32 protein-coding genes are annotated in these 17,980 nt (G+C 36.9%); all 32 read right to left on the reverse strand.

Annotated features, from left to right (window positions below; genetic code table 11):
* Positions 1-7 precede the first annotated feature (7 nt).
* Positions 8-799 (reverse strand): phage tail domain-containing protein, encoded by a 792-nt coding sequence (locus tag G6554_RS14800; RefSeq protein ID WP_166243180.1) that lies wholly within the window; start codon positions 797-799, stop codon positions 8-10.
* Positions 796-2,973 carry a phage tail tape measure protein gene (locus G6554_RS14805; RefSeq protein ID WP_166243182.1) on the reverse strand — a complete coding sequence of 726 codons (2,178 nt, stop codon included), beginning with the start codon at positions 2,971-2,973 and terminating at the stop codon, positions 796-798. Before G6554_RS14805 ends, G6554_RS14800 begins: the two co-directional genes overlap by 4 nt.
* 166 nt (positions 2,974-3,139) lie before the next feature.
* Positions 3,140-3,529, reverse strand: coding sequence for a hypothetical protein (locus G6554_RS14810; RefSeq protein ID WP_166243184.1), 390 nt, complete (start codon positions 3,527-3,529; stop codon positions 3,140-3,142).
* A 10-nt stretch (positions 3,530-3,539) separates the two neighbouring features.
* A complete protein-coding gene (locus G6554_RS14815; RefSeq protein WP_166243186.1) occupies positions 3,540-4,112 on the reverse strand; it encodes a major tail protein in 573 nt (190 codons plus the stop codon).
* Position 4,113: 1 nt separating this feature from the next.
* Complete coding sequence (locus tag G6554_RS14820; protein WP_166243188.1) at positions 4,114-4,443, reverse strand: hypothetical protein; 330 nt, start codon at positions 4,441-4,443, stop codon at positions 4,114-4,116.
* Complete coding sequence (locus G6554_RS14825) at positions 4,440-4,796, reverse strand: HK97 gp10 family phage protein (RefSeq protein ID WP_166243190.1); 357 nt, start codon at positions 4,794-4,796, stop codon at positions 4,440-4,442. The genes G6554_RS14820 and G6554_RS14825 overlap by 4 nt, the downstream gene beginning before the upstream one ends.
* A 1-nt stretch (position 4,797) precedes the next feature.
* On the reverse strand, positions 4,798-5,145 hold the full coding sequence (locus G6554_RS14830) for a phage head closure protein (protein ID WP_166243192.1): 348 nt from the start codon (positions 5,143-5,145) through the stop codon (positions 4,798-4,800).
* Positions 5,132-5,434 (reverse strand): hypothetical protein, encoded by a 303-nt coding sequence (locus G6554_RS14835; RefSeq protein ID WP_166243194.1) that lies wholly within the window; start codon positions 5,432-5,434, stop codon positions 5,132-5,134. The genes G6554_RS14830 and G6554_RS14835 overlap by 14 nt, the downstream gene beginning before the upstream one ends.
* An 8-nt stretch (positions 5,435-5,442) precedes the next feature.
* Entirely contained in the window at positions 5,443-5,604 is a 162-nt protein-coding gene (locus G6554_RS14840) for a hypothetical protein (protein WP_166243196.1), read from the reverse strand.
* A gap of 12 nt (positions 5,605-5,616) precedes the next feature.
* Positions 5,617-6,777, reverse strand: a complete 1,161-nt coding sequence (locus tag G6554_RS14845) for a phage major capsid protein (protein WP_166243198.1) — start codon at positions 6,775-6,777, stop codon at positions 5,617-5,619.
* Between the two features lie 27 nt (positions 6,778-6,804).
* A complete protein-coding gene (locus G6554_RS14850) occupies positions 6,805-7,503 on the reverse strand; it encodes a head maturation protease, ClpP-related (RefSeq protein WP_166243199.1) in 699 nt (232 codons plus the stop codon).
* Complete coding sequence (locus G6554_RS14855) at positions 7,503-8,639, reverse strand: phage portal protein (protein ID WP_166243201.1); 1,137 nt, start codon at positions 8,637-8,639, stop codon at positions 7,503-7,505. Before G6554_RS14855 ends, G6554_RS14850 begins: the two co-directional genes overlap by 1 nt.
* Positions 8,640-8,659: 20 nt before the next feature.
* On the reverse strand, positions 8,660-10,372 hold the full coding sequence (locus tag G6554_RS14860) for a terminase large subunit domain-containing protein (RefSeq protein WP_166243204.1): 1,713 nt from the start codon (positions 10,370-10,372) through the stop codon (positions 8,660-8,662).
* A complete protein-coding gene (locus G6554_RS14865) occupies positions 10,369-10,701 on the reverse strand; it encodes a terminase (RefSeq protein ID WP_166243206.1) in 333 nt (110 codons plus the stop codon). Before G6554_RS14865 ends, G6554_RS14860 begins: the two co-directional genes overlap by 4 nt.
* A 127-nt stretch (positions 10,702-10,828) precedes the next feature.
* On the reverse strand, positions 10,829-11,083 hold the full coding sequence (locus G6554_RS14870; RefSeq protein ID WP_166243208.1) for a hypothetical protein: 255 nt from the start codon (positions 11,081-11,083) through the stop codon (positions 10,829-10,831).
* Between the two features lie 2 nt (positions 11,084-11,085).
* Positions 11,086-11,418: an HNH endonuclease gene (locus tag G6554_RS14875; RefSeq protein ID WP_166243210.1), complete on the reverse strand. Its 333-nt coding sequence runs from the start codon at positions 11,416-11,418 to the stop codon at positions 11,086-11,088.
* 313 nt (positions 11,419-11,731) lie between these two features.
* Positions 11,732-11,914 (reverse strand): hypothetical protein, encoded by a 183-nt coding sequence (locus G6554_RS14880; protein ID WP_166243212.1) that lies wholly within the window; start codon positions 11,912-11,914, stop codon positions 11,732-11,734.
* A gap of 455 nt (positions 11,915-12,369) precedes the next feature.
* Positions 12,370-12,822, reverse strand: coding sequence for a class I SAM-dependent methyltransferase (locus tag G6554_RS14885; protein ID WP_166243214.1), 453 nt, complete (start codon positions 12,820-12,822; stop codon positions 12,370-12,372).
* A 28-nt stretch (positions 12,823-12,850) separates the two neighbouring features.
* Entirely contained in the window at positions 12,851-13,306 is a 456-nt protein-coding gene (locus G6554_RS14890; protein ID WP_347564316.1) for an ArpU family phage packaging/lysis transcriptional regulator, read from the reverse strand.
* A 115-nt stretch (positions 13,307-13,421) separates the two neighbouring features.
* Complete coding sequence (locus G6554_RS14895; RefSeq protein WP_166243216.1) at positions 13,422-13,784, reverse strand: hypothetical protein; 363 nt, start codon at positions 13,782-13,784, stop codon at positions 13,422-13,424.
* A gap of 1 nt (position 13,785) precedes the next feature.
* Positions 13,786-14,145 carry an organic solvent tolerance protein OstA gene (locus G6554_RS14900; protein ID WP_166243218.1) on the reverse strand — a complete coding sequence of 120 codons (360 nt, stop codon included), beginning with the start codon at positions 14,143-14,145 and terminating at the stop codon, positions 13,786-13,788.
* A 69-nt stretch (positions 14,146-14,214) separates the two neighbouring features.
* A complete protein-coding gene (locus G6554_RS14905) occupies positions 14,215-14,469 on the reverse strand; it encodes a hypothetical protein (protein ID WP_166243310.1) in 255 nt (84 codons plus the stop codon).
* A complete protein-coding gene (locus G6554_RS14910) occupies positions 14,469-14,993 on the reverse strand; it encodes a dUTP diphosphatase (protein ID WP_166243220.1) in 525 nt (174 codons plus the stop codon). The genes G6554_RS14905 and G6554_RS14910 overlap by 1 nt, the downstream gene beginning before the upstream one ends.
* A gap of 157 nt (positions 14,994-15,150) precedes the next feature.
* Positions 15,151-15,354, reverse strand: a complete 204-nt coding sequence (locus G6554_RS14915) for a hypothetical protein (protein WP_166243222.1) — start codon at positions 15,352-15,354, stop codon at positions 15,151-15,153.
* Positions 15,355-15,372: 18 nt separating this feature from the next.
* Complete coding sequence (locus G6554_RS14920) at positions 15,373-15,513, reverse strand: hypothetical protein (RefSeq protein WP_166243224.1); 141 nt, start codon at positions 15,511-15,513, stop codon at positions 15,373-15,375.
* 11 nt (positions 15,514-15,524) lie between these two features.
* A complete protein-coding gene (locus tag G6554_RS14925) occupies positions 15,525-15,815 on the reverse strand; it encodes a hypothetical protein (RefSeq protein ID WP_207343050.1) in 291 nt (96 codons plus the stop codon).
* Between the two features lie 44 nt (positions 15,816-15,859).
* A complete protein-coding gene (locus tag G6554_RS14930; protein WP_166243226.1) occupies positions 15,860-16,168 on the reverse strand; it encodes a hypothetical protein in 309 nt (102 codons plus the stop codon).
* A gap of 43 nt (positions 16,169-16,211) precedes the next feature.
* Positions 16,212-16,382 (reverse strand): hypothetical protein, encoded by a 171-nt coding sequence (locus G6554_RS14935; RefSeq protein WP_166243228.1) that lies wholly within the window; start codon positions 16,380-16,382, stop codon positions 16,212-16,214.
* Positions 16,383-16,415: 33 nt separating this feature from the next.
* Entirely contained in the window at positions 16,416-16,616 is a 201-nt protein-coding gene (locus G6554_RS14940; RefSeq protein WP_166243230.1) for a hypothetical protein, read from the reverse strand.
* A gap of 30 nt (positions 16,617-16,646) precedes the next feature.
* Positions 16,647-16,889, reverse strand: a complete 243-nt coding sequence (locus tag G6554_RS14945; RefSeq protein WP_166243232.1) for a hypothetical protein — start codon at positions 16,887-16,889, stop codon at positions 16,647-16,649.
* A 112-nt stretch (positions 16,890-17,001) separates the two neighbouring features.
* Positions 17,002-17,541: an ERCC4 domain-containing protein gene (locus G6554_RS14950; RefSeq protein WP_166243234.1), complete on the reverse strand. Its 540-nt coding sequence runs from the start codon at positions 17,539-17,541 to the stop codon at positions 17,002-17,004.
* Entirely contained in the window at positions 17,538-17,978 is a 441-nt protein-coding gene (locus G6554_RS14955) for a YopX family protein (RefSeq protein WP_166243236.1), read from the reverse strand. Before G6554_RS14955 ends, G6554_RS14950 begins: the two co-directional genes overlap by 4 nt.
* Positions 17,979-17,980: the final 2 nt, after the last annotated feature.

Genomic DNA, 17,980 nt, shown 5'->3' on the forward strand with positions numbered 1-17,980 from the left:
ATCCTCCTTATACATATTGGTAAGTTAAACTCTCGCTGATTATTAAATCTAAATTGCTGCCTTCCACAGTGATTGTGTTTACACCTGGAAATAATTCAAGAAACACTCCATTTGTGGAAGTTAAATTAGTGACCCCATTTACTTTCACTGTATAATTTTCAGTGATTTCATATGTTTTATTGGTAAATGAACTAAAAGTCATAGTCTTTCCATTAGTTGAAAATGCAATGTTATCCCCACTTCCTTCCATCCGAAAAGAAAACGGAATTACAATCGTCCCGTTATTAATGATTTCAAATGATTGTGGACTAAATATTTTCCTATTGCTAAAACCTGTATCCCACAATAAATCACTCATGACAGGAATGTCTGAATCCATTATTATTTCATCTGAAGGAACAATAAAATTTTTACGTGGTTTGCTCGCAATCAAAGGCAAATCGAAAAAAGCAAAACCATGTATCCTTCGCGGAGTAAAACCATTAGCAATTTTCACCCGATAATATTTATCCGGTTCATAGTCGAATGATAGTTTCATTTCCCTTGGCTTTCCATAATGATCAAACAAAAAAGCAACGAATTCATTTAACCTTCGCTGCTTTTCGTACATGTCATATTCGATAAACCCAAGTGGAAAGTTAAAAGGTTTAGGACCCGATTCGGAACCAAAATCCCATTCTCCATCCATCCCAGGAATAGTCATTGTCTTCCTTCTTAAATCAGGCACCGCAGGATGATCATGCTCTTGTTGTATTTGTAAACCCCATTTACTGATTGGAAAACCATCAAGTAATATCACAGCATGACCACTCCTTTCCCGCGGGCATTTGATTTGGTTAGATTATATAGTTCCCTTGCAATCTTTTGAATGTCGGCTTCTTCCCGTACGATCATTTGCTGTACAACTACACCGCTATTACCACCCATATGTTCACTGATCATACCGGCAATTTTGCCTAAAACTGAATCAGATAATGGTATAGCTGCCTCTGGCACATTGGCATCCCCCATACCTACTAATCTAGGACTGTTTGCTGGGAACACACCACCATTTTTATACCAGTCTACCGCTAATTTAGGTACACTCGGAGGAGATAAACTAAATTTACCGCTTAATCCGAAATGAGGTAGTTTAATATGGGGTAATTTCAATGATAACCCTCTGAAAAAACCTTTTATTTTTTCAATCTGATCACCCACAAATGAAACAGCTTCCTTAATTGCGCTCTTAATTCCCTCTTTTATATCTTGAAACTTTTCTTTTACAGATTGTCCAAGTTCGCCGGCCTTAGTTTTAATAGTATCCCAGTTTTTATAAAGAAGGACACCTATTGCAATGAGTGCCGCTATTGCAGCAATTATTCCAAGGATAATAAGCGTCAAAGGAAGCATTCCAATGTTTAACGCAATCGATGCAACCGATAACATACCCATTACTCCCGCTAAAGCCATACCTACCCCAACTAATATACCTATAACAGTTACTATTGCTGTTATAGTAGCCGTAAGAGTAGGATTTTCCGCCGCCCATTCTGCGACCTTTGCTACCATATTTGCTATATCAGTAAGTAAAGGAGTAAGGGAAGTTTGCATATTAGATAAAGCTGTTTGCAATTGCACCGCTGGATCCGAGTCTAATGCTTTAACCGATTCGTTTAATAAATCCTGATTGGCTTTTAAATCCCCTGTATTTTTTTCTGCATTCAATATGGTATCTGTTATTTTCGTGCCATTTTCTTCCCATAGTGTCCCGAAAATCTGAACACCAAGGGCATTTCTCGTAGTTTCGTCTTTAATATTTAATAAGGCAGACGCTACCTCTTGCATAGCCTTTTTACCGCCTTCACCACCACTTGCAACAGCTTTACCCCACTCCATAAACTGTGAAGCAGATAGATCAGTACCTTCAATTATGTCAGATATTGCCTCCGGTACTAAAAATCCAAACTCAGCCACTTTAATTCGACCTTCTTTTAAACCATCTAAAAGTACGTCAATGTTCCAAGTACCTGTTTCGACCCCTGCAGCAAAAATCCCTTGGATTTCTTGAGCATTATAGCCAGCCCTTGAAAGTTGTGAACCGTATTCGGTGATTATATCCAATTGGTCAGGCGGAAATCCCATTTTCAAAAGTGCGTTAGTCATTCCAAGTGCTTCTTCTTGAGACATTCCCAAGTTAGAAGCCATTTCATTTGATTCTTGAATTAATTCATTAAAATCAATTTCCCCATAGGCGGCGGAAATTGCGCCTGCACTTTTAATAATGGCAGCATTCGACTCATCTGAGGCATTTTTATTTAATGCCCATTGTTTGCGCACTCCTTCAAGTGCTCCTTCAGCCTCAACACCATAAACTTCCACACTCGAAAGTGCATTTTTAACAGCCTGCACTGACTCATCGGGAACTTGAAAAGAAATATCAATTTTTGTGTTTAAAGAAGAACTATCTAATGCCTTTTCAATTACTTCTTTAATGCCTAACCCAGCTGCTAAACCACCAGCAAGCCCTGCTAACTCTCCACCTAATTCTTTTACAGACCCTTGAGCTTCCTCGGAATCGTCACCAAGTTGTTGCATATCTTGTCTTACTTCAGTAACGGAACTGTCATTACCAACCTGTGACAATCGTCTTCTTAGACCGTTCAATTGCCCTTCTGTTGCTACAATTTCACGCTGGAATGCCCTGTATTGGTCAGCACCAATATCACCGCGCTGGAATTGTTCCTCAACTTGACTTTGCGCCGCTCTTAATCGATCCAGCTTTTCAGTGGAATTAGCTACTTGTTCAGCTAATATTTGCTGTTGTTGAGCAATAAGTTCGGTATTACCAGGATCAAACTTCAGCAGCCGTTCCACGCTTTTTAATTCTGACTGTAAATCCTTGCTTTTCTTGTTTACATCTCTTAGGGCATTTTGTAAGCCGACCGTATCGCCGCCTATTTCTACCGTAATCCCTTTAATATTCCCTGCCATAATCTCACCTCACTTTAAAACGCGTCGAAATCTGTTTGAGATGCTTTGCGTGTTTTTTCATTTTCGGGTTTATTCATTTCAATAAATTCCTCGATATAGTCCAAGCACATGCCAATTGTCATGTTTTCTAAATCTACATTTGTTAGTCCACATCTATTACAAAGGACTAGGAACGTTTCTGTCGAGATTTCTTGTTGTTCGCCGGATGATTCGACTTTTTTTTTGCTTGTAACGAGGCACCAATAAGATCCTGTACCTGTGGAACAATATCCATTAACGGGAATACATCAAAACTATCAAGCCACTCCAAAGGCTCTGGAATAGTAGCGTCAGCTGTTTTAGCCATAACCCATGTAATGTTATAAAGGACATCAAAATCAACTAATTCAATGTCCTTAGCCGTTAAGTCTTCGCCGGTATTAAGCTTTTTAAGAGAGTTTAATCTTAAAATATCCACAAAAAAGTCTTTGTGGAATTGCGCTTTGTATCGCAATGGGGTGGCGCCGGTACTTTTAAAGCGGACTTGCTTACCGTCAATTACGATTGTTTTTTCCATTTATATCACCTTAAACTTGAGCTTTCTTATAAACATTAGTAAACCAAGAATCATAGATTGCTTGAGTTGTGCTCGATGTTGTTTTAGTTTTGACTATTAATTTATCTCCAATTTCAATGGGAGATGCGGTTAATGATAATTCTGTTGTTGCAACATCTGTGCCTGCTTGCTTGGTTTGTCCACTCAAACTTGGCCTACTTGCTGTGCAATTATATAAAACATGACGAGTAGCTTTTATATCTCCTTCGAATTGAAATAAAAGTGCAAATGTCTTACCTTGCACATTTGCAAGTTCATTTAACACGCCATCAACTTCGTCTAATTCTTCCCCTAAGGCATCTATTGCAAATTGTTGGGGAATTTTAGCGATATTTAATTTAGCATCATAACCTTGGTTGCTATTAGCGACATAATAAACCATGTTGTCAGCATAAAATTTTGTTGATTCCCCTACTGGATCAGACGTCATACTGACAGCTCCAGGAATAGGGATAGGAGTTTCAAATGTTATAACGTCACCAGCAACTGTGTATGGTGCATAATGAACTTTACTTAACCCGTACTCTACTTTGTTTTCTGGCATATTAGATCAACCTCACTTCATATATTTTTTGGAATAATTGTTCTGAATCTAGGTATGTTTCAGTAGAATCATATGGAATATCATTTTGATCAAACACGCTTTCAAGTTTCCCCTCAGCGACTAAATCCTTTTTCGAAGAATATAATTCAATTTGCACGTTATCGATTTTTTTATAGACCTTTCCGTCAGCCATAAAATTAGATGAATAGGCAACCAAATAACAAATGTATGGTGGAATAGGTACTGGATTATTTGTAGTTGCGGTAAAATGCGAATAAGCCACAGGATAACCTGCGGCATCAAGTATTTTTTTCAATTCAGCGAGTGTCATTGTCTAATCGCCTGCTCTACTTTGTCTAAATAATTTTCAATTGCCCTCTGTTCAGCCGGGCGAATGTGAACTTTAGCAGGAACACGTCCGCCACCTCTTTTAACATGACCATGTTCAAGCAAATGAGTGAGTTGATAGTCTGTTTTATTGTGGACGACTAAAGTATTTCCAACCTTCTTAACGCGCCAACCTTTTCTGTAAGAGCCTGTATCCTTTGGGCTAGTTTGTTTAAGTTCATCTTTAAGATCATCTGCTATTTCTTTTTTAGACGCTTCTAAATCTTCTTCCACAAGGTTAGAGTATCGATTAAGTTCCCTCGCAATTTCTGCTGCCAAAGCATCTATACCAGCCATGTTACACACGCTCCTTTGCTAAAATAGTGAGCGTTTTATTTAATTCGTCATCATTGATTGGTGGCTCAATGATATCAAAGATACGGCCATTATAATCAATCCTCATATCGGCTGTGATACCCTCCGTGTAGTGGATAATAAAACGGGATGTAATAACCACATGTTCTGCCCCGGCTGATACATACTCAGAGCCTTTAACTGTTTTTATCATTGCCCAGGCTTTCTTATAGTCGATCCAGGTGGTATCTTCTTGACCTAATTCATCCTCTACCGTTTCTGGCTTAAGAAAAGTGATACGATTACGAAATTGCCCTGAATTAAAATTGGGATTGTACTTAAAGGGTTGCATCGGGATCATCCTCTAACACAATTTCTTCAAGTGCTTTACCAATCGCTAAATTATTGATAAGACTAATAAAATTGTTATTGAAGAATTCTAGAGCATCATTATAGACATACCTAGACCGCTCAAATACGAGTTCTTTAAAGTCCTCGTCTTTTTCTATGTCATAGTCTCCACAGGCTTTGTTTAAGGCTACAATAGACGCAGAAAGGATGCGTTTTAGGTTATCGTCTTCATAATCCCCTAAGTGCATCCTCTCTTTAAATTCTTGAAGGATTTCAGTTGTGATTGTCATTCAATCACCTACTTTTCTTCTTTTTCTTCAATTCGAATTAAAAAAGAGCTATCAAGATTTTTTTCAACCTCATTTGCTCTTTTTACTGTCATTTCGATTTCTGAATTAGCTTTATAAATCTCATTTGTATGGATATCACGAAATGCCTTTAATACTTTGAATTTAGCCAATCAAAGTCCTCCTTATCCAGCTGGTACTGTTGCTGTAAATTGGATGTTTAAATCGTAAAGCAATGCTGTTTTGTTATCTTTTGGTTTACCATTAGCGAATTGCTTCATAGTGTATAAACGAGCATCTTCAATGGCTAATGTTTCATCGAATTTATTGATTTTATATCCACCAGCAATAGCTGCAAGGTAAGCGTCCTTTACAAAGAATAATGCTTTACCAGTCGGAATTTCTTCTGACTCAACAGTTTGTACATTATACGGTAATGCAGTCACCCATTGTCCATTTGCTGTTTGAATTGTATTACGAGCTTGCACGGAAATTGCGTCAATAGGATTCACGAGCATTACAACTTTATTTAATACCTTGCGTGATTTTCCTTTTCCGTCCACAGAGAGATCTTTGATCACATCGTGTAATTCACCAGCTACAACTTCCCCTTTATCAGAGGGTGCAAACGTCAAAGTCCCGGAAGAAGTTTTAGTAGTGACAGCCCCTGTCCCAGAGTCAACATTCTTCATTAATCCAATAGGCTCATTTTGAGCAGGACCACGACCATTTACAAGGCCGTATTCTAGACCAACAGAGTAAGATTCAACTAAAATAGTACGAACATAACGCTCTACATACTCAGGTCCAAGCTCCAACATATCTTTCGGAATAACTGCAAAGGCTGTAAGTTTTAATTGGCCAATTTGCTCTTCGCGGAATGCTGCAGAAATTTGTCCTTTAATTTCCCCGAATAAAGCACCCCAAGCGTATACCTTTGTTGCATCGGAATAGATGTATCGAGTAATCGCGCCTAAATCTTTCAGACCAATAATATCAAGCAAAGGGTGTTCTGATACTAAATCCTCAAACACGCGCTCTTGAGTAGTGATCGGTAAAATAGTATCTTCAGCAAAACCGCCACTTGCAATTACTTCGTTAAAGAATTTGCGTTCTGTGGAGGTCAATACATTTTGACCGCGGGCTGCTAAAATTTGAGCATCATGTATTTCATTGCGTGCCTCCGAAGTAATTTGTTCAGACAAATCAGATTGAAGAGCAGCAAACATGTCGTTAAATGCAATTTCCACTTGCTCCGGTGTTGAATTTTCTGCCTTCACTAGATCCATATAAGCTTGTTTTTTAGCATTAAAATTTTCCATTTTACCTTTTAATTTAATAGTCATTTAGATGACCCTCCTTGTTTTTGTGAATTAAAAAAAGAACCCTTTACGTTTAGCTGCAACCTTAGGGGTTGGCTTTTCGGGTTCTTGTTCTGAATTTTGTTGTTGCTGAAGTTGTGGAGTAATTTTCGCTACCACCAATTCAACGATTTTTTCAATATCAGCTGATGTATCACTAGATGATTTGATACTATTGTTAAATTCTTTTGCTTTATTTTCAAAGATCGTAGATTCAACCTCTTCTGGTTCTGCATCCACAATCTCATCAATCAAGCCCATTTCTAGTGCTTTTTTTGCTGATAGGTATGTTTCCTCATCCAAAAGCTTTTTCGCTTTATTTTCGTCAATTCTATTCGTATAGGAAGCTAATACCGATTCACCTATACTATCTAGATCATCAGCAATCTTTCTTAACTGCTTAGCGTTTCCTTGAGCATAAGTCCATGCATTGTGGAGCATTAACTGCGTATTGGAATAAGCCTTGAGAGTATTTGCACCCATACAAATAATAGACGCCGCACTTGCTGCAATACCCGTGATTGTGATGGTGACATTTCCTTTATGGCCGCGCAATGTATTCATAATATCGATACCAGCGAACACATCTCCACCATAAGAATTGATTTCTAATTCAATATCCTCGTCTTCTTTAATGGATTTCATTTTGTAATTAAAATCCCAAATGCTTGAATTCCAACTAATGATGTCACCTTTGATTTTATGCTTCACTATTTCTCACCTCCTTCCACAGATTCAGTGGATTGATAGTTTTTTGTAATAACAAATTTGTCTAACTCTGGATCATCTGAACGTTCTGCTCCAAACAATTCACGCACCTCATTTCGAGTAAAGGCTCCCGAAGCAACTAGCTTGTCTACTGCTTCAGAATGCTCGATCAAGTCCCTTTCAGTTACACCTTTTACTTCAATCCTGGAACCTTTTAAATAGTCATCTTTATCGATTAACTTTGCATTTAGTTCATCCATTATCTTTTTTACCAATGGGCCAATACAGAATTTCACATATGCTCTTATGCTAGTTTCATATTCTGCTAGTTCCCCGTGAACCAACGCATTAGGAATGCCTAGGATGTTGGAGACATCGTCAATCAATGACTTTTTAAGTTTTACAATCTCTTCGATAGATTTTCCATTAACTTCACCTTTAGCAACCTCGGTGTAACTAAAACCTCTTAACTTAGGAACCAGCGCCACAACATTTTTTCTGAATGAGTTATACAAATCATCGATAAACTTTTGTAGCTTCGAAGTCTTCTCTTTATCTAGAGATTGAGTAGAATCAACTTCCACAATCCCTCTTACTTGGTTGCTCAACATCATTGTTTCAATCATTCGACTGTAAAGTCCCGCAAAATCATCAAACATACCTTCCATGAATTTTGATAGTTTCTCATTGTTATAAGTAAGGTAAATGACCTCGTCCATATTAAAAGATCGCTGGAAAGTATAGTCCTTCACAGTTACATCTTTAAAAGTATCCGGATAAACCGCATATTCAACACGAGTAAAGCTATCCGCAATTAATAAATCATTGTTATCGGTTAGTATGACCAGGACCTCATTTTCGTTGATTAACTCGTAAACAAACCTTTGCCAAAAGTCTGCAGCTGATTGATCTGTGTTCGGCCGGACATTTAAAAAGTAATGCCAATCGTCGAGTTGTCGTTTTCCATTTTTCATTATGCGAAAATCCGACTGACTGATGGTGCGACCAATAAAATTGATACAAGTTTCAAGAGCCATCTTTTTTAAATATGCTCGATGAGTTGTTTCATAGGTAAAATCTAAATCAAATAAACTTTCAAGCTCACTATTACGCCTTAGTACAGTATCTAAAAATCCCATTCTACATTTTCACCCCCTCCCTAAAAGTTAAGTGTATCTAAAGCATCTAATGCATCTGAGACATCGTAATCGTCCAGGTCTCTAGATGCCCACACACCATAAAGAAACATCATGAAACCGTCTGTTTTACGCTTAACTTCTTCTTTCTTTTTGAATACTTTATTTCCGTTAGGTAATCGTTTAACAAGCACATTATTTGTATACCAGCGCATTAGTGGATTGTCTCCAAATATAATTTGCTCATTCTGGAAAGCTATTTCGATACGTGGTGCTAACAATCCACTTGCAGCATCTGGATTCCGGATGACTTCAACTTCAAAACCGGCCGCTATGAATAAAGGTTTCAAAACATCCATCTTAAAATTATCACCGATTATTTTCTTTATGTTCCAACCTTCATTCCGCTTATCAACAAACCATTTAACGACTATATGTGGATCCATCGTTTCAATATTTAGGACAGACAAAAGACCATCGTTTTCCCATTCGCGAATCGGTGCGAATTTACGATGGTCTTTCTTATTATTGTTTTCTGCCTTTTTCTTGCTATAAGCATAGTGTTTATCGGCAAATGGTTTACAGACATATGAATGAGTCAGTTCCCGGGGGACAAAGTATTTTTCATTCTTTAGGAACAACAATCCCATCGCAACAAAATCACGAACCGAAGCATAATCCAAACAGCCAATACATTCGCGATTCTTTAATACATCCAGTTCATACTCCTGGTCAGTGGCCATAATCTTCTTCCACGAGGTTACACTTTTCTCTAAGTCCACTTTTGGCAGATTCATACGTTTTGTAACAAATTCTTCATAACCATCTGGATTGTGTTCCAATTTGTTATATTGTTTCATCACAGTCCTTAACAGCGTTGTTGCATAACTTGTTAATGGTGGATGGAATTGCGAGTTCGCTTTTTGCCACATGTCCTGATTGTGCATTTCTTCCTCTTTATCTAAGCAACAGAGAAACGGAAAAAATCCATCTTCACGAATACTAACAGAACCATCCAATAAATTATCTGCTCGTTCAAGCAATTTGTCTAAAAAACCTTCACGAACATAGCCATCCGAACCAACATAAAAGATCCGGGGATTCGGAACTTTACCAAGACCGGATGTAAATACATCAACTGTGGAGGAATTTTCATATTGGTGAATTTCCTCAAAGATAACACAACCGTCTCGCAAACCATCTTTAGTATTCGCATTAGATGTATGGTATTGGAATACTGATTTCGTGTTTCTATCCTCAATCAAAGCTTTTTTATGATGAAAATGTCCTTTCAGTCTGTCGTCTTTATCGATTTTATTAAACACTTCGGTAAATGACATTTTCGCTTGCTTTTCACTATTCGCTACAACCGATACATTGTAATTATCTATTCCGTGCAAATCACTAATAAAGTAATTTGCAAGTGTAGAAATACGTCCCGTCTTCCCGCCCCCGCGGCCTTCATAATCTAAATGTTCATCGAATACTAAAGAGCCATCTTTGTAATAAAGGAAAATGAAACATGTTTTAAATTTTTGAGTAAGCGTCAGCGGAAAATAATATTTCTCTGTAAAAGCAATATAATTTTCAATCTGCTCACTATCGAAATACATATCATCGGCAGTTAATATATCACGTTCAATTAATTTCAGCAGCTTGATACGTCTTTTATTTAAAATAATTTTGCCTTCTTGCCACTGGCGAATATATTCTTCGATGTACGGATAACTAATCAAAGTAAACTACCACGCTTCAGGTTGCCTTCCACAGTTGTTGATGCAGGGGCAGGGGCTGTTTTTAATTTAAACTTAATAGATTTCTCAAGCGCGATCTTTTGAGCATTGATTTTCATTTTCTCATTCATACTGGGATGACTTTTAATAAACTTTTGGGACCCATTTTCAACAACTATACTTACACCATCACGGTCAATGACTTCGTCACATTCAGCATCTAATTCATGCAGCCGAATCAAATCATTTACCTTCTTTATTTCCAGTAGATCCTCCGTATCGATTCGGGACAGCAACTGGATTCTAAGTTCATCTAATTCTACCTTTTTCATTTTACCCCTCCCCCCTACCTCCCCTAATGTGAAGGACTTGTTTTTTAAATATTTTTAGACGATCAATTCCCCCTCACCGGTGCCCCGATATGAAAAAAATTAAAACTTTTTGACCCGGGGGGTATATTTAATTTTTTGATTTCGGCATTGGTGGTCTTAGTCGTAATCCTAGAATTCTATTTTCATAATCAACAATGTCTTTTGCTAAACAACCAGTAAACTGGCAATCAACATGGTCGCTATTAAAAAACTTATCAAGCTTTGATATTGTAATATTTCTTTTTGTATACTTACTTGCCATGTCTCTTGCTTTTCTGATTTTCTTCAATCGCTTATATCTTCTTTTCCGTTCAGCTTTTATGAGTCTATCTAAAGCATTCATCACTACCACCTCTCATCATTCCATTTTGGTTGTTTATACTCAAACGACCTGCCATGTTTAATGTTATGGCAGCGAACACATAAGGTTTCAAGGTTGTCTTTGTCCAGTGCTAACTCCGGATGATCTTCTAGTTCTTTGATGTGGTCCACGACCAGCTTAATCTTCTTTCGTTTAGCACCTTCACTGTATTCGTATGAGTCAATGAATACTTTTCCTTGCCGTTTACATTCCTGGCATTCGTAGTTATCACGCTGCTTTATCTCTTCACGTGTTTGTTTCCAGTCTGGACTATCATAAAACTTACGCTTTTGCTGGCGCGTCTTGTATTCAGCCAACTCTCTCTACCTTCTCATAGACAAGCAATCCAATGAATCTAACTCTGGTAATCTTTTGACTGCCAATCTTATGAATAGACTTTCTAATCATTTCCTCATCACCCTTCTTTCTCCAAAATAAAAAGCACTCCAAAGGAATGCTGTGATAATTGCGGGTAAGGATTTGCACCTTACATGACAGCCGAGTTTTCTGTCTCACGAGTTTTTTTATGCGTGTTCACTCACGGATCTCCTACACTTTCAGCGCATGATATACGTCTACCTATTCCGTCACCGCAAAATAAAAAGCACCCTCGAAAGGATGCTTTAAAAATTATTTATTAGCTTTTTGTTTTGATTTCCAGTCCATATATTTTGTAAATACTTCCGGACCAGTTAAGTCATGTTTCCTACCAATCTCCCACCATCCTTCTTGAAGAAATGGTAAAGCTTTATCAAATGGTAAGTGACCAAATTTCGCAACTAATTGTTCACACTCTTTTATTAATGGAGTCATAGTCCCCACCTCCTTCCACCCACAATTATGGGCAAAAGGAACTATATGGACAAATACTATCGTTCGTCAAATTCTGACAAAAAGAAAAGACGATACTGCCTTCACAACAGTAACGTCTTCCACAACTAGAATGAATGGCTTCATTACTAGAACCTTAGGCTTATTTCCGTAAGCCATGGAAACTATTAAAGGTTGTCCCTTAATTAATTTCCTATGATATAAATTTACCATGTTGAAATCCTAACAACACGACTTTTATCCGTAATTTTTTAGGAATAATTTTGGATTTTTTTTGGACTATTTTCATACTTTCATCGGAAGACGACGTTATTTCTTTCTGTTGTTCAAATATTCTTCTGGAGTAACACAAACAACCTTTATCGGTGGCTCTTTAACTTCGGGAATCATTTCTATTCTCCTTTCTTATTACGTCTTTGATTCGAAATGCATCTTAACTATTTCATGAATACAAGCCAATGTGTCTTGCTTCGCTTGTTTCCGAATAACGGCTTTTGACCAAAACATTTCAATACTTCTTTTAGTGGTACCTGATCCTCATTCCATTTAAAAATTAGTGTGCCATTTGGCTTTAGAACCCTCATACATTCGTTAAATCCCTGTGCAATATCATCCTGCCAATCTTGGCCAAGCTTTCCATATTTCTTGGCCAACCAAGAATCATCACCAGCCTTTAACAAATGAGGAGGATCGAACACGACCAAATAAAAGGAATCCCTTTCAAATGGCATGTTTCTGAAATCTGCAATCACATTCGGATTTACTTCAAGTTTTCGGCCGTCACATAACGTATCACTTAATTGTCTGTTATCCATGTACAAAGCATCTTCATGTTGCTTATCGAACCAAAACATTCGGCTGCCGCAACACGCATCTAAAATACGTTCCATTTCCACCCTCCTTACTTCGCTTTCTGATTCAATCTTTAGTAATAGCAATATTCAAATTTAAAGCCAATTTATAAAAAGCTTTCCACCTGATTTTTGAATAAGTCTTTTCTGAAACAGCTGGCTGAAACTTATGATAATAAACATGAAAATCAGTTAAGTATTCAGATTCACTGGACATGTATCTTTCTTGAATAAGAAACTTCTCCATCTTTGGTAGTCTGTCCACAGCTCTTTCAGTGCGGAAGATAAAATTATCTCTAAATTTCTGCTGATCAACATTGTAAATAGCAATATTGGAAGTTTGGTCACTGGTTACATTAGTCGGCCCATGAAATCGTTCCTCTGTACTTGCTGTAATGGAAGCTTCTCTATCTTCGAATGCTAAATACTTAAACAGCCTGTATTGCTCTAAATGTTGCTCCACTTTATGTTGTGTCGCTTTTCTATCTATTTCAGGAAGTATAAATACCATTTGTTCTCCCACCAAGACCCCTCCTAATGTTAAAATAGATTAACCAAATACTTTTTTAACGGCTAGGAGAAATCCTGGCTTTTATTTTTTTATTTAAAAATTAATGGAAAATGAATCGAATTGTGTACTAACTTAATGCTTCTTTCGCTACTTCGATAAGGCAATTTGCAACTAAATCAGCACTTTCAGAACCTTCACTAACCTTTGACTCATTAGAAATTATATATAATGCTTTTTCATATCGTTCCACTTTATCCTGCAAAGCATATCGTTCTTCTTCCCAGCCGTTGTTGATTAGCACTATTTTGGCATCTAATCGCTGTTGTAATGATTCCACTTTTTCTGCCTGGTCAATTAGCCAATCTACATCCTCGATTACTTCGTCTAAATTAACATGCCCAAGGAAAGTTTCAGCTTTACCAGCAAGACCTTTAATGGCATCAATTAAGTCACACTCTTTTATTGTTTGTAATCGGTCTCTTTGTTCCATCTTATTTCACCCTCTGAAGCTTAGCTCCATCCGATTCTTCATCATTCATGGATAACTGACCATCTGGCACCGATACATTCCCATTTCCGTCCACAGAATACTCAATACCATCATGATCATCAATACTCATTTGTCCATCTGGAGCATTATCATTTTGCGGACGGCTTTCCATTACTTCTTTAGGAGTTTGATAAGCGTAAGTTAAATCAATTAAGAAATACTGACCGTATTTGTTATATTTCTCGGTAATCTTATGCATTTGAAGAAAATCATTTTCCCTAGCCGATGAAACGATTTCCTCTGCTTCTTCGCGAGTATCTGCGTAATGTTGTTCCTTTTGATTAAGTTGTACTTTTGCCATTTTAATTGCTCCTTTATAAATAGATTGATTGATATATAGTTTTAAGGAATTCTCAGCCGATTTCAGACGTTATACAGTAATCTTTGATGAAATATATTCCTCTATTCGATTTACATCTAAAACCAACTCAGATAAAGTTACAGCGGTTGACTGTTTAATTTTCATTCTAGTGAAAGCTTTAAGGGCTTGTTGGATAGTTCCATAGAAACCAAGAATCTTAAATGTGTCCTTACCTTCCTTATCCTGTTTGCCGGTATATTCTTTAAGGATGAATTGCCTGTCATCCGATTCAAGAAATAGGTTGTCTTCAATTTGTACTCTCATCAATATCCGACCTCCTGTCTTTGATGATTAATTTTGTTCTTTTCAAGATAAGCTTGTTCGATTTGCTCCCAGGTAAAGCCGAGCATTTCACCTAAGCCTAAGAACGTCCCTAATATCAATGCATAGCGATATTCAAAAACTTCTGACCAAAAATTTGTTACTGATTGATTAAATGCTATAAATTGAACGGTAATATTTTTGTGGATGATTGGTCCAATGTCCCATTTACTTGTATCAATATTTATTTGTAAACCCAATTCGAGAATAAAGTGAAGTTTGTCCACAAACTCTTCAAGTAATGGATTATAAAACTCCTTATCCTCTTCCATCATGCATGGAACCCTTACTGCGGACGTATGCGGCAATTGGTTTACGCTCCAAAATTTGAATCCTCTATGCTCATTTGCACATTCTCCTGCTTCCACAAGCAATGCTAGAATCAATTTATCAAAGTGATCCGGTTCGTTATAACCGATACGATCACGCAGCACCTTTTGTATTTGAAATAATTTTTCTAAATTCATTTTGCTCTCCTCCCTGCGTATTTCCGTCCACAATTTCTTGTATATCTAACTTCTTCACGTTTCAGAAGTTCCGTAGCTGCTAGATGTTTTAAGATATTTGGACAATCCTCAAAATGGGTAATTGTTAATAATTGTTGTTTGCTTGCCTTACTAAAATCTAAAACCATGTGTTTTCTCCGTTTTCTGCATCAATCTCACGAAAAGCAGCCTTAACTAACTCGTATTTCAAATCATCATAAGATAAATTTTCAATGCTAGTGCCATTCTGCGAATGTGTAATGCCTTGTTCTTTTAATTTATCGATTACAAATTGCCGTTTTAATTCTTGTTGTAGCATGACCGTGTTGTATAGGATTCCCATGCCATCACAACCTTTTTATTATTGGGTACGCTTTGCCAAATACTGCTGCTTTAACTGTTCAATTTGTTCTAGAGTTGGCTTAGGGTTAACGGACTGCATAAACTCAGCAAGTTGCTTTTTATAATTGTCATTCCCATATGTTACTTTTTTGGTTTTCATACAAATGCTCCTTAATCGTCGAGATCCATGTAATTTGCTTTTTTAACAATTGGCCGTTTACTTTCCAATTCTTTAATCCGAGCCTTTGCTTCCACAAGCTGACAGGTTAACTCTACAATTCTTTTAACTAAATATTTTTGTAAGTCGGCAGTTTCTTCTAGGGCCATTAGTTCCCAATTGTAATTTTCATTTTTAGCCTCATCGATCGTGGTTTGGTACTTTTTCAATCCCTTATCATCCTGGGCATCCACAATCTTTGCAAACTCATCGATAACTATTTGACTGGTAATTGGTCTTTGCATGGTAACAACTCCTTTTTACGACTGAATATGTTTCGTAATCTGTCTTAGATTAGTGATCCATCAATTAGCAAAACACCATTAGTTGTTTCCTCAAACTGTTCGATTAAGATTTTGACATTATCATCTAGATGATTTGGTGCATACATAAACTTCATAAACGCATATTCTTTAGTTCTTAGGTTTGGATGTGCTTCATCCAAGACTTCTTCTACGGTTTCTCCCCCAATATATTCAACGTAAAATTCAGTTGCTTTCTTATATGGATTTGTTTTTAAATCATCTTCTTCTACACTCACTGCAATTAGACCGTAATACTCATTTTCATTAAATTCATAGTAAAATTGTTTCATCATTTCTCCTCCTTCCTATACGACGGTTTTTTGTTCGAAGTGCGAATTACTTTTTGTATAATCCTGAACCTTTACAATGGTTGCATTTAACTTCTGTATCATCAATTCTTATTGAAATTCCATTAAGAGTCATTGCCCTTTGCATTGCCTTTAGTTTTCCTGTTCCAAAGCAATACGGGCATAAATTTGATGGAGTAAAATTGATTTTAATTTCCAATTTTTCACCTTCTTTTCTTCGAACTACGACATATTAAAGTCCTATTTCTGACCAATCCACTTCTTGTGGTTTGTATCCATTTTCATTTGCATTAGATAAATATAAAACTGGTGCAAGGTTATCGTTAATGTGAAAATTTCTTCTTATTACGTCATTTACTGACAATCTAACCTTTTTGGATTTATCTTCAACCTTTTGCAATTCTTTAATTAATTCTTCAACAGTCCACTCCATTATTTTCACTCCCTTTTGTCGCAATTTAGTTCAACTCTGTTCAAACTTACTAGATACCAAATATCGAATTTTATTAGCTGTTACCTCACCAATACCCGGCATATCTTCAAGGCCATCTAGGATTTTTACGACACTTTCGATGTCCAATTTTCTTTGAGCTACGGCACCATCGTTATATCCACGGTCATAGGCTAATTGCTCCAATAATTTGAGATTTACGGCAGGAGAAGGAATGACCCTCTCCTTTTTAAGTTTCTTTAAGTAATTACTCATCGAAATAACCACGTTTCGATAATAAATTTCGGAATGCTCGTGTAAGCCTGTCCTTTTTACGGCCGGAAATCGCTTTTCTCAGGCGCCTTTTTTGCTTGCGCTTATTAACCAATTAAAACGCCCCCGATCTCAGATAATACTTGGCCTGATAATAAAAATGGTGATATATCCAATTGCCGGTATATTTTTGATCTAAATACACGATTTCGAAATTGTATTTAGCCTTGAAAGTATTCAGCCTGCCGAGTAAAGCTAATGGATTGTACTTGGAACGATATTCACCTTTCAGCATTTTTTCATATCCATGGATATCTTCCACAATTAAAGTGAAGGGAATGTCCTTTGAGCGAATCAATTCATTTTCAAATGCCGTTTGAGTATCTTTTTGTAAATTGCCGGTAATTTCATCTATATGAGCTTTCCGTTCCACCCGGCTATTTAAAAAGATATCGCGGGCAATTCTCAATTCTTCATTTTTCGGAATCATGCAGCCATAATCACCAGTGTCTAATTTTTGAAGTTTGATAGGAATATCCTTTTGCCGTAAATATTCAAGGATATGACCATTGACCTGCTCACGAGTATCAATGACAATCGTGAGCGTTTTTAAAATCTTGTTTAATTCTGTATCGGTGTAATGATAGGAGATCATTGACCTCCCTCCAGTAATTTAGGATTTTCGTAAATGTTACCAATGACTCTCATCAAAGATTCATTATCATGATCTCCATTTCCGTCAACACAGGGGAACAATTCAAACCCCTTCCATTCAAAAACTACACCGGTTATAGCAACTTTTGCTGTTTCATCCGAAAAGCTAGGGTGAGAAACAACTTCACGAACGACTGTTTTAATCTTGACTACAAACCTTCTGACTTCTCCATATCCAAAATCAATTTCTGTAATATCGCCATCAAAGATTTTATTGCCATCAATGTCATTTAGGCCTGTGTATTGAATCAATTCAATTTCATCAAAAAGCCGCCATGCAGATCCTGTATTTATCATTCTTTTTTCAAAATCTATATTGTCCACAGGAATTATTTCTTTAAGATTCTTTTCCCAAGCTCGAAACTTTATTTCCTTCATCC

Origin of the sequence: Bacillus sp. MM2020_4 (assembly GCF_011250555.1) — a bacterium.
Classification (GTDB): Bacteria; Bacillota; Bacilli; order Bacillales; family Cytobacillaceae; genus Neobacillus.

Coding starts and splice junctions, on each gene's coding strand:
- G6554_RS14805 (WP_166243182.1), bottom strand. CDS start 2,973: ATGGCAGGGAATATTAAAGGGATTACGGTAGAAATAGGCGGCGATACG.
- G6554_RS14810 (WP_166243184.1), bottom strand. CDS start 3,529: ATGGAAAAAACAATCGTAATTGACGGTAAGCAAGTCCGCTTTAAAAGT.
- G6554_RS14815 (WP_166243186.1), bottom strand. CDS start 4,112: ATGCCAGAAAACAAAGTAGAGTACGGGTTAAGTAAAGTTCATTATGCA.
- G6554_RS14820 (WP_166243188.1), bottom strand. CDS start 4,443: ATGACACTCGCTGAATTGAAAAAAATACTTGATGCCGCAGGTTATCCT.
- G6554_RS14825 (WP_166243190.1), bottom strand. CDS start 4,796: ATGGCTGGTATAGATGCTTTGGCAGCAGAAATTGCGAGGGAACTTAAT.
- G6554_RS14830 (WP_166243192.1), bottom strand. CDS start 5,145: ATGCAACCCTTTAAGTACAATCCCAATTTTAATTCAGGGCAATTTCGT.
- G6554_RS14835 (WP_166243194.1), bottom strand. CDS start 5,434: ATGACAATCACAACTGAAATCCTTCAAGAATTTAAAGAGAGGATGCAC.
- G6554_RS14845 (WP_166243198.1), bottom strand. CDS start 6,777: ATGACTATTAAATTAAAAGGTAAAATGGAAAATTTTAATGCTAAAAAA.
- G6554_RS14855 (WP_166243201.1), bottom strand. CDS start 8,639: ATGGGATTTTTAGATACTGTACTAAGGCGTAATAGTGAGCTTGAAAGT.
- G6554_RS14865 (WP_166243206.1), bottom strand. CDS start 10,701: ATGAAAAAGGTAGAATTAGATGAACTTAGAATCCAGTTGCTGTCCCGA.
- G6554_RS14870 (WP_166243208.1), bottom strand. CDS start 11,083: ATGAATGCTTTAGATAGACTCATAAAAGCTGAACGGAAAAGAAGATAT.
- G6554_RS14880 (WP_166243212.1), bottom strand. CDS start 11,914: ATGACTCCATTAATAAAAGAGTGTGAACAATTAGTTGCGAAATTTGGT.
- G6554_RS14885 (WP_166243214.1), bottom strand. CDS start 12,822: ATGGAACGTATTTTAGATGCGTGTTGCGGCAGCCGAATGTTTTGGTTC.
- G6554_RS14895 (WP_166243216.1), bottom strand. CDS start 13,784: ATGGAACAAAGAGACCGATTACAAACAATAAAAGAGTGTGACTTAATT.
- G6554_RS14900 (WP_166243218.1), bottom strand. CDS start 14,145: ATGGCAAAAGTACAACTTAATCAAAAGGAACAACATTACGCAGATACT.
- G6554_RS14905 (WP_166243310.1), bottom strand. CDS start 14,469: ATGAGAGTACAAATTGAAGACAACCTATTTCTTGAATCGGATGACAGG.
- G6554_RS14910 (WP_166243220.1), bottom strand. CDS start 14,993: ATGAATTTAGAAAAATTATTTCAAATACAAAAGGTGCTGCGTGATCGT.
- G6554_RS14915 (WP_166243222.1), bottom strand. CDS start 15,354: ATGGGAATCCTATACAACACGGTCATGCTACAACAAGAATTAAAACGG.
- G6554_RS14920 (WP_166243224.1), bottom strand. CDS start 15,513: ATGAAAACCAAAAAAGTAACATATGGGAATGACAATTATAAAAAGCAA.
- G6554_RS14925 (WP_207343050.1), bottom strand. CDS start 15,815: ATGCAAAGACCAATTACCAGTCAAATAGTTATCGATGAGTTTGCAAAG.
- G6554_RS14930 (WP_166243226.1), bottom strand. CDS start 16,168: ATGATGAAACAATTTTACTATGAATTTAATGAAAATGAGTATTACGGT.
- G6554_RS14940 (WP_166243230.1), bottom strand. CDS start 16,616: ATGGAGTGGACTGTTGAAGAATTAATTAAAGAATTGCAAAAGGTTGAA.
- G6554_RS14945 (WP_166243232.1), bottom strand. CDS start 16,889: ATGAGTAATTACTTAAAGAAACTTAAAAAGGAGAGGGTCATTCCTTCT.
- G6554_RS14950 (WP_166243234.1), bottom strand. CDS start 17,541: ATGATCTCCTATCATTACACCGATACAGAATTAAACAAGATTTTAAAA.
- G6554_RS14955 (WP_166243236.1), bottom strand. CDS start 17,978: ATGAAGGAAATAAAGTTTCGAGCTTGGGAAAAGAATCTTAAAGAAATA.